Below are 12,336 nucleotides of genomic sequence, written 5' to 3' on the forward strand. Positions count from 1 at the left end.
CTCATGCCGCTATAATTCCCGCCTCAAAAATCAGAGGTTGAAATATGTACAGCGATATCACTCCTATTCACGAACACAAAAAATACTGGGCCGAGTGCTACGGAACTGCACCCTTTTTGCCTACCAGTAGAAAGGAGATGGATGCTCTTGGATGGGATAGCTGTGACATTATTATTGTAACTGGTGACGCGTATGTCGATCACCCGAGCTTTGGTATGGCTATCATCGGCCGTCTGCTTGAAGCTCAAGGTTTCCGCGTGGGCATTATTGCTCAACCAAAGTGGGACAATAAAGATGCCTTCATGAAGCTAGGTAAACCTAACCTATTCTTCGGCATCACTGCGGGTAACATGGACTCCATGATCAACCGCTATACCTCTGATCGCAAATTACGTCACGATGATGCTTACACACCAAACAATGAAGGTGGCAAGCGTCCTGACCGTGCAACTCTGGTTTATTCTCAACGTTGTCGTGAAGCTTACAAAGGCACGCCAATCGTGCTTGGTGGTATTGAAGCGAGCTTGCGTCGTGTGGCTCACTACGACTACTGGTCAGATAAAGTTCGTCGCTCTGTATTGTTTGATGCAAAAGCAGACATTCTTCTTTTTGGTAACGCTGAGCGTGCACTGGTTGAAGTGGCACACCGCATTGCCGACGGCGAAGACATGTCTACGCTGACCAATATCCGCGGTACTGCTATCAATCTTCCTGCAGCCCCTGAAGGCTTCAAGATCATTGACTCTTCTCGTATCGAAAAGCCGAACAAAGCGTACGTTCCGGTGAACCCGTACGAAGTTGAAACCCAGTGTGATACCAAGAAAGACGAAAAAGAAGAAGTAAAAGCGCAACCTATTACTATTCGTCCTTCTCGTCACGATGCAAAAACTACAGCGGTTCGTATCCCAGGTTACGAAAAGCTAAACAATGACCGTATTCTTTACGCTCACGCTAGCCGTATTCTGCACCTTGAGACAAACCCGTACTCAGGTCGTGCTCTGATTCAACGTCACGGTGATCGCGAGCTTTGGGTTAACCAAGCGCCAATTCCATTGACCACAGAAGAGATGGACTACGTGTTTGGCCTTGCTTACAAGCGTGTTCCGCACCCTATGTACGGCAAAGCGAAAATCCCTGCATACGACATGATCAAAACCTCGGTTAACATCATGCGTGGTTGTTTTGGTGGTTGTTCTTTCTGTTCAATCACAGAGCACGAAGGTCGTATCATTCAGAACCGTTCGAAAGAATCTATCTTGGATGAAATCGAAGACATTAAAGATAAAGTGCCGGGCTTCACAGGTACTATTTCTGACTTGGGCGGCCCTACGGCGAACATGTACCGTTTAGGTTGTTCAGATCCAAAAGCTGAAATTAACTGTCGTCGTCCATCATGTGTGTTCCCGAAAATCTGTGAAAAGCTAAACACAGACCATCAACACACCATCGACCTGTACCGTTCTGCGAGAAAAGTACCGGGCGTTAAGAAGATCATGATCGCTTCTGGTGTACGTTACGACTTAGCGATTGAATCTCCAGAATACGTTCGTGAGCTTGTGACTCACCACGTTGGTGGCTACTTGAAGATTGCTCCAGAGCATACTGAAAAAGGCCCACTGGATCTGATGATGAAGCCGGGCATGGGCACTTACGATCGTTTCAAAGAGATGTTCGAAAAGTACAGCGCTGAAGCCGGTAAGAAACAGTACCTGATTCCTTACTTCATCTCTGCTCACCCGGGCACAGAAGATGAAGACATGCTTAACCTTGCAATGTGGCTAAAAAAGCACAACTACGAGTGTGACCAAGTACAGAACTTCTACCCATCACCAATGTGTAACGCAACGTCGATGTACTACTCAGAGACAAACCCTCTGAAACGCGTGAAATATAAGAAGCGTGAAGATGTTCCAGTGCCTAAAGGCGATCGTCAACGTCGTCTGCATAAAGCACTGCTTCGTTACCACGATCCTGAAAACTGGAAAATCATCCGTGAAGCGCTGATCAGCATGGGTAAACAGCACCTAATTGGTGACAAAGCAAACTGCCTAGTACCAGCAGAAGACTTTGATGCGCAAACACCGGCACAACGTCGTAAATCTGGTCGTCACGGTTCACAGCGCTTTGCGACTAAGCACAGTAAGTCTCAGCCAGGTCTTGGTGGCGAAAGCCCACGTAACCACTCCGGTAAGAAACCGGGTGGCAAGAAGCCGACTGGTAACGGCAACGGTAGCCAAGGTAATGCTAACCAAGGTGGCGGTAATGGCAACGCTCGTAAACCAGCGACTGGCTTCATTAAGAAAGGTCCTGGTGCTCAATCACAAGGCAATGGCAGCGGAAACGGCAAGCCAAACCGCAACAAAGCGGGCAATGGCCAAGGTGGTAAACCTGCTGGTAACGGCAAGAACCGCCAGCGTGCAGCACAACGCTAATATCGCGAGCCGATTGACTTCGCTATCGTAAAAACACAAAGCGCAGCTATTTAGCTGCGCTTTTTTGTATCTGTACCAGTTTTCACTTGGCTAATTGATTGCATGAGAGCTTAACGGGTGAAGACCCAATACTGACTAAGCAAATAGTTACTGACCATTCCCACCAAGATGCCAACCGCCATTGCGATAAACACTCCCCCTGTAAATGCAGGAAGTAACACCGTCATCAGCTTAAAGCACAGCAAATTAGGTATCGCCGATATCGATGCAGAGAACATGAACTTTTGCCACTGAATCAGCTTTTCGGACCAACAACCCTGCCCTTTGAACTCAAAGGTCAGCACTCGATTTCCAAACCAAGTTGTCGTTGCAGCTACGATGAAAGAACCAATTCGAGCAGTCATCAGCGGCAGTCCAATAACGTAATGCAGCAATGCAAACACGGCACAATCGACAACAAAGCCACCCGCCCCCACCATAGCGAATTTAATCATCTTATGGTGAGGTTGTCGTTTTTGGTTTAGCGCGTCGAACTTGTGGCTAAACAGTCTCGATGACGAGTTAAAATTGAACATCGCCGTCACTTCGAATATGGCTCAACGATAGATTTGGTTTGATGTTTTGGCTATGACAACTAAATAGAGCGCGCTTGATCTTCACCGTCGGTTCTAAAATACAGGTCAACGCGTTGTCTTTAATCTTGGTTTCCACTTCCGCTCTTTTACCAATCAGATAGAACTTGTCGATACCATCTAACTGTTCAACATCGAATAACTTTTTCGCTTGCCCATGACTGTAAAACTGCCCGGAGAACGGTCGTTTACCGACGTAAAAGCTAGGCGCTTCATCCGTAATCTGTTCAAAGATAATACGGTCACTTTTCTCGTTCGCTTTGCCTAGGTTGAGGTAGACCATTGCAATCATTAGCAACACAGGTAGCACCAAAGCCACACTCGAAAACCACTTCTTATCTTTTTCTACCACAAGCATTGCCACCAGCAAACCAAGGGCCGGAATGCCCGGTAGGACATAAGCTGGAAGAATATTACCCGCCATGGTGAATAGAATTAGAGGAGAGACCAACCAACACACAAGGAATGAAAACAACCCATTATGTTCAGCGTTAACTTCTGCGATTTTCTTACGACGGGCGAAAGTCAAAATAGGCAACACAATCGACCATGGCGCAGCCGCTTGAATCCAGAAAACCCAAATCATCCCTCTTGTTTCATCATGTGCCGAACCATAAAGATTCCCTTCCCAACCACTCACAACAAAACGCTTAAAGTGCTCGCCAACAATAAAGTAATCGATAAAGCCCGGTGTTGCCATTTCAGCCATGATGTACCAAGGCAAGGCAATCGCCAGCATCACACCTAAGCCAGACAACAGTGGAAAGCGTTGCCATAACACTTTGAAAGCGCCAAACAAGCCATGTTGCAATACTAACCAAGGGAAAACAGCGATACCCATAATCACAATCGCTACAGGCCCTTTTGCCAGCAAACCTAGTGCTAAACCAATGAAACCGACATAGCCCCAAGACCGATGAGTCTTCGCATTACCTTCTCCCTTTGAACCCTCTCCTCCTAACCAACAGAGATAAAAACCTAACATGGCAATGGTCATCGCTAACGTTAACGCCATGTCGGTCATCACAGCACCCGCCGCGATAGAGAAAATCCCACATGTCGCCAATACCACAGCCGCCACCAAGGCACTTTGTCCGGTACGCTTAGCCATGTATGCAACCAACAGAATCGTCGCAAAACCAGCTAGCCAGTGTGGCGCACGCACAGCAAACTCACTCAAACCAAACAGCTCAATCCCCGCCGCACTCATCCATGTGAACAACGGTGGTTTACCCCAGAAAGGGATGCCGTAATCAAATTGAGGGGTTAACCAATTGCCGGTTTCTACCATCAAGCGAGCCATTTCACCGTAGCGCGCTTCCGTAGTGTCCATTAAAGGGTATGTCGCCAGAGATAAGAGCCTTAAAACCAATGCAAAAGCCAACAAATACCATAGGTGCGTTCGGTTCAGGCTCATGCTGACTCCTCTAATTTAAAATGTGTTTTTAATGCTGGGGTATCGACCACCGATTGGATCAGATACAAAGGACGGTTCTTGGTTTCGATGAAAATACGACCTATGTACTCCCCCATTAAACCAATACTCAGAAGTTGAATGCCGCCAAGGGCAAGTTGGACCACCATCATGGATGGGTAGCCCGTAATAGGCTCACCAAACATCATGGTTTTGAACACGATGAAGACGCCATACACGAAAGCGGTAAGTGCCACTAAGCCTCCGACGGCCGTCGCAATACGCAGTGGGCGGATAGAGAACGATGTGATGCCATCCATCGCCAATCCGATTAACTTGAGGTAGTTCCATTTCGTCTCGCCACAGAAGCGAGCATCGCGATTAAACTGAATCGTTGCTTGCCTAAAACCTGGCCATGAAAAGATGCCTTTCATGTAACGGTTACGTTCAGGCAGTTGGTTGATATGATCGACAACTTCTCGGCTTAGTAGTCGAAAGTCGCCCACATTTTCAGGCACATCGATCTTCGCCGCCACGTTCATGACTTTGTAAAAGCTTGCTGCTGAAAACTTCTTAAACCACGTCTCACCGTCACGTTGGCTGCGCTGCATATTGACTACGTCATAACCTTCGCGCCATTTGGCAATCATTTGAGGAATCAGCTCGGGTGGATCTTGCAGATCGGCATCGAGCAAGATCACGGCTTGTCCTCGGCAGTGTTCGAGGCCAGCACTCATCGCTGACTCTTTACCAAAGTTGCGGCTTAAACCGATCACAGAAATTGAGCTATTGATTGAAGTGAATGAGCTCACCAAATCCAAGCTGTTGTCTTTACTGCCATCATCGACATAAACGATTTCACTGGTGATGGGTAAGCTATCCAGCACCTTGGTTAAGCGAGAATGAAACTCTTCTAACACCTCTTGTTCATCGTAAAACGGCACAATGATCGATAGTGAAACGGCAGGGTTGATCCGTGATGTGGAGACTTTAGGTCGGCTAATATGAAGTTCAGACATAATACGTTCTTCTATTTTTTAATCTGAATCCAATCTACCCCCTCATAAGTGAAAGTTATGTTATTGACATATTTTTCACGCTCACTCAGGATAATGTTACCGTGTATTTCTGTATGAGAATCAAAATGAAACGAGTTCTATTAGTCGAAGATAACCGCGAAATTGCAGGCGTATTATTTGATTATTTTGAGTGCATTGGGATGGAGCTCGATTACGCGGACAACGGTGAGCTTGGCTTGCAACTCGCGATGGATAACTCTTTTGATATCATCATATTAGATCTGATGCTGCCGAGAATGGACGGCCTAACGGTTTGTAACAAGCTAAGAGACCAAGGCAATACAACCCCGATCCTGATGCTTACCGCGCTTGATAGCCGTGAAGACATGTTGAAAGGGTTTGAACACGGTGCCGATGATTACCTAACCAAGCCTTTCGATTTGGATATTTTAGAAGCGAGAATGAACGCACTGGTTCGTCGTTACCGCGGAAAAGTGGCGTCTTCTAAATTGCAGTTTGATGAACTCACCATCGACCAAAAAACGCGTAAAGCCTACCGTCAAGATAAGCTGCTCGCACTCAATCCAACCACTTACACCATCCTTGAGATGTTGTGCCAAAAAGCACCTGAAGTGGTTACTCGCGAAGATATCTCCTACAAACTCTGGGAAGAAGACGAACCCAACAATGATGTGTTACGCAGTCACATCTATCAATTACGTAACCAACTCGACAAGCCCTTTGATACTCAGATGCTAATTACCGTCCCTAAAGTTGGATTCCGTCTGGAGTCATCGAATTGATTTTAAATGTTCTCACGAGCACCAAAACCCTAACGGGCCGCTTAGCGGTTTTCTTTGGGTTAATGGCCGTGATTGTATCGGCCTTTGTCTATTTAGTTTTTATTGCTGCACTTTACATGTCAGAAGATCGCGTCGGTGAAAGGCGCATCCTGATTGACCGTAACTATGCGGTTGGTTTATTCCAAGCCGGCGAAAGCGGTGAGTTAAGAATTGATGACCTGACGATCGCCTACAACGACCCTTCATTGATACCTGCAGAATACCTCAAGTACATTAAAGACAAAGAAAGCTTTGTTGGCGAGGTGGGTGAAGAGCCTGAATCACGAATGGTGTATGTGGGCGAGTATTCTGATGAGGGAGAAACCCATCCGATAATCCTGCTTTCTGAGATTGACCGTGTCGAAATTGATGTTTACGAATTGGTGTATGCGACCACCTTTGTACTAACGTTACTCTCTATTCTAATTTTTAGCTTTGGTGCTCTGCTCTATCGATTATCTAAACGGCTAATTGAACCCTTCAATTCTATTTCAGAACAGTTGGAATCGAATAAACTTAACCTCAATGAGGAATTTAGTGTCAATGACGACGCCGCGGTTGAGTTTCGTCAACTCACTAACCAACTCAATCAGTATCGAAGAGAAATCAATTCCTTACTCAAGCGTGAACAGGCGTTTGCTCGTTACTCAAGTCACGAATTGAGAACACCGTTAACCGTCGCTCGTGGCGCAAATAAATTGCTACTAAGAAGCGAAACCACCGAGTTTCAATCTCGCCAAATTGAGCGAATTGATGAAGCCATTGTTCAGATGTCGGAGATGGTCGATGCCCTACTCGGCTTGGTGCGTTACGAAAGAAACAGTGACGATGCGCCACTGCGACTGTTTAGCCAACAAGAGTTAGAGGCTATCGTCTCAAAAAACTCAGCACAGGCGGATGAGAAAGACGTCGACATCTCCATGCATGTTCAATCAGAACCCACCATTCAGGGCACCAGCGCAATAATGAATATGTTGGTCGGCAACTTGTTAAAAAATGCCATTGCAGCGACCAATAGTGGCACCGTAACGGTCACTCTGTCCCAAGAGAGTGTTGTGATTGAAGATCAAGGCGAAGGCCTCCAAGAGCAGTACAATCCAAATGGGCATGGGTTAGGTTTATTGATTGTCGAGGACTTGTGTCAACGCTTCCAATGGGGCTTTGAATTGGTCAATCGCAGCTGTGGTGGATGTACCGCTAAAATCACCTTTCAAACCGATCTATCCGCATCCATCTCAGAGCAAATGAATTCGTAGTTCGAGGCTCAATATCGAACGAAAACTTGATTTAGTTGGTTTACAGCGGTCCCTAGCTACTAGATACTCGCTAGTCCTATTTGAACTATAAATGCTAGCTCTTGAGTCAGCATTTTGTCTAAGTGCGATGAAACTAAATAATAGCCCTGTAACTCAACATCAATACAACGACCACACCTTTTTCTTAAAGCGTGACGATCAGCTTCATTCCCACTTTTGCGGCAACAAAGCCAGAAAGTTCATGAAGCTACTGGAAGACGAGCACCCAAGCACTACCACCCTAATAAGCTATGGTTCCGCTCAAGCCAACTCATTGTTCTCGCTAGCCGCACTTGCAAAAATCAAAGGCTGGACGCTTGAGTTTTACGTCGACCACCTGCCTCAATGGCTACAAGAACGCCCACTCGGCAACTACCGTGGCGCTATCGATCTTGGGGCTAAGGTTATTTCAGTCAAAGAAACAGGCACTGAGCTTCATCCACAAGAGTATATTGAGCAAGTAAGACAACCTGACTCACAATGCATTGTGTTACCAGAAGGTGGACGCTCTCAGCTTTCTGAATACGGCGTGAAGCAACTGGCGATTGAAATACTCAGCTGGACGCGTTTCGAAAACAAACACGATTTCGTGGTGGCACTTCCAGCAGGCACAGGCAGCACGGCTCTGTATCTGCATAAGCATTTAAAAGTGCACAACATCCCGGTATTAACCTGTGCATGTGTTGGCGGCAGTGATTACTTAACACAGCAGTTCAACGAACTTGGCGAAACCGATCACCCGCAGATATTACCGCTCAAAACTAAACACCATTTTGGTAAGCTATATCAACAGGACTATCAAACTTGGTTGGATCTACAAGTACAAACGGATATTGAATTCGACCTTCTCTATGACCCATTGATGTGGCAATGCCTAGAGCAATGGCAAGAAGAGAACCCAACCAAAACCGTCATCTATATCCATCAAGGTGGCATCTTAGGTAATGAGTCGATGTTGCCGCGCTATCAACGTAAGTACCCAGAACTTCGAAGTCGCCACACCGCTGATAACGCTACTTGGTAGTAGTCCGTTCTTTTCTACTCTAATACCCCCGCGTTTCTGCGAACTGAGAGTTTCTCAGCGCATCATGAACAGCCATCGCACTCCCTTTCGATGGCTGTTTACCAGTAATAGCCATCTGTTATCCCTGCCATACATTTCAAGTTAGAGACAGAAATCTGGCGAGAATCATCGCGTTATCTATACTTTCGATTGGAACGTCAATTGTCATCGAAAGGAATTACGCATGCGAAAACTCACTACGCTCGGCCTGTTTTCAGTTTTACTGCCCTTCTCTGCGATATCAGGAGAAAACGTCACTTACCAAGTCGATGGGATGGATTACGAAGGTTATTGGAGTGAAGCCAGTGATCAAGCACCTTTGGTACTGCTAGTACACGATTGGGATGGCTTAACCGATTACGAAAAGAAACGTTCTGAGATGCTCAACGAGCTAGGTTACAACGTGTTCGCCATCGACCTATTTGGTAAAGGCATTCGCCCGACCGAAGTGAAAGATAAAAAGCAACACACAGGCGAGCTGTATAAAGACAGAGAAAAAATGCGTGCGCTACTCAGCGCGGGAGCAATGGAAGCGAAAAGGCTTGGTGGTAACTTAGATAATAACGTGATGATGGGTTACTGTTTTGGTGGCGCAGCCGTTTTAGAAGCCGCTCGTGCGGGTATCCCATCGAAAGCTTATGTCACCTTCCATGGCGGTTTATCAACACCGAAAGGACAAGACTACTCCCAGACAAAAGCTCCTGTTGTCGTGTTCCATGGCACAGCTGACGCCATGATCTCAATGGAAGACTTTGGCAGCCTCGCCGCTCAGCTTGAAACAACCAAAGTTCCGCATGAAATGATCACCTACAGTGGTGCGCCGCATGCCTTTACCGTATTCGGCTCAAACAACTATCAACAAGAAGCTGACCAAAAATCCTGGGATAGATTTACTCATGTGCTAGAAACCACCACCAGATAATCTTCTCCCTCAGAACCCATAACCCCATTCGAAAGCTTAAGAATGGGGTTGTTTAATTATCACTGCATCATCTCACTACAAATAGCGGTGGATACTTAAGTCATCAGTTTTAATATCACTAGCTGATCCACTGACCACGCTTGCCAAAATCTTTCCTGAGCCACATGCCATCGTCCAACCTAGAGTTCCATGGCCCGTATTGGTAAATAGATTCTTGATAGGCGTCTTACCGATAATAGGCGTACCATCCGGCGTCATTGGTCGTAACCCAGTCCAATATTCAGCCTTAGAAAAGTCACCCGCTTGTGGGAAAAGATCTTTAATCACCATATCAATCGTAGCTTTGCGTTTTTCAGGGATAAGGTAATTAAAACCCGCAAGCTCGGCCGTACCCGCGATACGAATACGGTCATCAAATCGCGTCATCGCCACCTTGTAGGTTTCATCCATCACAGTCGAAGTTGGTGACTTATCTGCATTCACGATCGGTAGTGTTAACGAATACCCTTTAACTGGATAAACCGGTATCGACAAATCGACTTGCTTCAACAGTTCTCGAGAATAACTTCCTGAAGCAACCACGTAAGCGTCCGCTTTGAACTCGCCTTGAGTCGTTGTAATACTCTCAATGGTTTGATTCTGATAATTGAGCCTAACTACTTCGGTATCAAACACGAACTGAACGCCGAGTTGCTTGGCTTTCTCAGTCAGGGTTAAACAGAACTGATGACAATCACCGGTTTCATCGTGCGGTAAATACAGGCCGCCCACCAGCTTATCTTTCACGTCTGCTAAGCCCGACTCCACTGACAGACACTGTTCAACATCAAACAGAGTGTGTTCGATTCCACTCTCTGTTAATAGCTTCATATCCTGCTGAATAGCGTCCAATTGCTTTTCGCTTCGAAACACTTGTAGCGTGCCTTTCTGCCTACCTTCATAAGCCAGTTGTTCACTGGTTCTTAGATGAGTCAGGCAATCTCGACTGTAGTTAGCGACTCGCAACATGCGCGATTTGTTCTGTGCATATTTGGCTTCATTGCAGTTGGCGAGCATCTTAGTCGCCCAAGACACCAATTCGGGAGAAAGTGACGGCTTCACTTTAAGTGGCGCATGTTCTTGGGTAAGCCATTTCATCGCTTTCAATGGAATACCAGGCGCCGCCCATGGTGAAGAATAACCGTAAGAAATTTGTCCGGCATTCGCAAAGCTGGTTTCTTTACCACTGCTATCTTGACGATCAATAACCGTGACCGAGTGGCCTTCCTTCGCAAGGTACCATGCGCTGGTCAATCCAATAACACCACTGCCAATTACAATAACTTCCATTCTCTTCCCCTAATGTCCGACAAAGCCAAACCTGTCGAACACAGCTGTCAGTCTAAAACTCGTTTCGTTAATAATTTGTAACTTATTCCGCACTTGTTGACTTAACAATAGAGAGAGCGTTGACAAAAAATCAATTCGACTTAAAAACGAATTCGGCAGTTTGGAAGTGTGATATTAGCGGTATTTGAAAGCTTAGGTAGGAGTCGCTAAGTAAATCGATTAAGCCTAAATATTGTAAGCGTCATGACTCAAGAAAGTGGCGTTTTCGAGTAAGAAATCCAACAAGGTTTCGGCTTGTAGCGTGAGTGCACGGCCTTTCAAAGATTGAACCTTAACCGTCGCCTTCGATAGCATCTCCAACTCGGTCGCAACCACTTCAATTTGCCCGGACTTAATCTCATCGAGTACCGTAAGTTTGGGCATAAAGGTCACGCCTAGCCCTGCCGAAACAAAGTTTGTAAGCGCGGTTACCGAGTTGGTTTGAAGCTTTGGCTGCAAGGTCAGGTGGGAGTTTTGTTCAGCCTGCTTCACTAGCCTGCCCATGCCTGTCGAGTTATCGATCAAAGCAAGAGAAGCATCTTTAATATCTTGTAGTGTCACTGGTGTTTCTTGCATCGTCAGTACGTGCCCTTTCGGCGCAATAAGCTCTAAAGGGTGGCTACGTTCAACATGTGAATACAGTTTAGGATGAGGTGCAGACGCATAGGTGATCGCGAAATCGATCTGTTGATCTTCCAGCATTTTCACGGCATCCAATGCCCCAGCGATCTCTATAGAAAGATTGATATCAGGATAACGAGTCATAAAGGTTTGCATCGGCTTTGACACCAAGTTGGTAATAAACCCTTCACCGATCGCAATGCTGACATTGCCTCCTTTGAGGCTTTTAAGCTTGGTTAGTCGAGCAAGCACTGCCGCCTCTCCACGAACAATGGAACGGTAGTAATTCAACAGTTCATTACCCGCTTCGGTTAACAGTGATTGGCGGTTGTTGCGCTCCCATACTTTCATTTCCGCTTGCGTTTCTAACTGTGTCAGCATTCTACTCATCGCGGCAGGATCAACGTTCATCATCTTAGATGCCTTTCGTAACGACCCGTATTTCGATAAAGCATTAAGGTATTCCAGCGCGCGGATATTAAAGTGGTGCATTCAACTTCCTTGTTATTCAACTGACACTTAATCAAGCGTCTCACAAATTTCTCATTTGCCCATCTAGGAATTGAAATACCAACACAGCAAGTTTGCAAGTTGTGGGCTGAGTCACCAACAGAAGTATTTTAAAAGGCTCACAAGCCATCTGAAGAAATGAACGCTTATGTTGTGATAAAACAAAAACACAGCTCAATTCAACGAAGAAATGAGCTGTGTTTGATGTTAATCATCGG

At 46.1% G+C, this 12,336-nt stretch carries 10 protein-coding genes; 5 read left to right on the top strand and 5 right to left on the bottom strand.

Annotation, left to right across the window (positions count from 1 at the left end; translation table 11 throughout):
• The first annotated feature begins 44 nt into the window (after positions 1 to 44).
• Entirely contained in the window at positions 45 to 2,432 is a 2,388-nt protein-coding gene (locus tag AB4484_RS14105) for a YgiQ family radical SAM protein (RefSeq protein ID WP_372078770.1), read from the top strand.
• Between the two features lie 110 nt (positions 2,433 to 2,542).
• On the opposite strand, the gene AB4484_RS14110 is transcribed toward AB4484_RS14105, so the two are convergent.
• Genes AB4484_RS14110 through AB4484_RS14120 form a run of 3 tightly spaced genes read right to left on the bottom strand, consistent with a single transcriptional unit; the run spans position 2,543 to position 5,497 of the window.
• Positions 2,543 to 3,007, bottom strand: a complete 465-nt coding sequence (locus AB4484_RS14110) for a GtrA family protein (RefSeq protein WP_372078772.1) — start codon at positions 3,005 to 3,007, stop codon at positions 2,543 to 2,545.
• Positions 2,994 to 4,481 (bottom strand): ArnT family glycosyltransferase, encoded by a 1,488-nt coding sequence (locus tag AB4484_RS14115; RefSeq protein ID WP_372078774.1) that lies wholly within the window; start codon positions 4,479 to 4,481, stop codon positions 2,994 to 2,996. The genes AB4484_RS14110 and AB4484_RS14115 overlap by 14 nt, the downstream gene beginning before the upstream one ends.
• Complete coding sequence (locus tag AB4484_RS14120) at positions 4,478 to 5,497, bottom strand: glycosyltransferase (protein ID WP_372078776.1); 1,020 nt, start codon at positions 5,495 to 5,497, stop codon at positions 4,478 to 4,480. The genes AB4484_RS14115 and AB4484_RS14120 overlap by 4 nt, the downstream gene beginning before the upstream one ends.
• Before the next feature lie 125 nt (positions 5,498 to 5,622).
• On the opposite strand from AB4484_RS14120, the gene AB4484_RS14125 reads away from it, so the two are divergent.
• From AB4484_RS14125 to AB4484_RS14140, 4 genes are all read left to right on the top strand, one after another.
• Positions 5,623 to 6,300: a response regulator transcription factor gene (locus AB4484_RS14125; protein WP_048612779.1), complete on the top strand. Its 678-nt coding sequence runs from the start codon at positions 5,623 to 5,625 to the stop codon at positions 6,298 to 6,300.
• Positions 6,297 to 7,595 carry a sensor histidine kinase gene (locus AB4484_RS14130; RefSeq protein ID WP_372078778.1) on the top strand — a complete coding sequence of 433 codons (1,299 nt, stop codon included), beginning with the start codon at positions 6,297 to 6,299 and terminating at the stop codon, positions 7,593 to 7,595. The genes AB4484_RS14125 and AB4484_RS14130 overlap by 4 nt, the downstream gene beginning before the upstream one ends.
• A 127-nt stretch (positions 7,596 to 7,722) precedes the next feature.
• A complete protein-coding gene (locus tag AB4484_RS14135) occupies positions 7,723 to 8,658 on the top strand; it encodes a pyridoxal-phosphate dependent enzyme (RefSeq protein ID WP_372078780.1) in 936 nt (311 codons plus the stop codon).
• A 223-nt stretch (positions 8,659 to 8,881) separates the two neighbouring features.
• Positions 8,882 to 9,619, top strand: a complete 738-nt coding sequence (locus AB4484_RS14140; RefSeq protein WP_372078781.1) for a dienelactone hydrolase family protein — start codon at positions 8,882 to 8,884, stop codon at positions 9,617 to 9,619.
• A gap of 75 nt (positions 9,620 to 9,694) precedes the next feature.
• Here AB4484_RS14140 and AB4484_RS14145 read toward each other — a convergent pair whose 3' ends face one another.
• Both AB4484_RS14145 and AB4484_RS14150 read right to left on the bottom strand, forming a co-directional pair.
• Complete coding sequence (locus AB4484_RS14145; protein ID WP_372078783.1) at positions 9,695 to 10,948, bottom strand: D-amino acid dehydrogenase; 1,254 nt, start codon at positions 10,946 to 10,948, stop codon at positions 9,695 to 9,697.
• Between the two features lie 225 nt (positions 10,949 to 11,173).
• Complete coding sequence (locus tag AB4484_RS14150) at positions 11,174 to 12,100, bottom strand: LysR family transcriptional regulator (protein ID WP_372078785.1); 927 nt, start codon at positions 12,098 to 12,100, stop codon at positions 11,174 to 11,176.
• Between the last annotated feature and the right edge of the window lie 236 nt (positions 12,101 to 12,336).

Source organism: Vibrio sp. 10N.261.46.A3, from assembly GCF_041472995.1.
Classification (GTDB): Bacteria; Pseudomonadota; Gammaproteobacteria; order Enterobacterales; family Vibrionaceae; genus Vibrio; species Vibrio coralliirubri.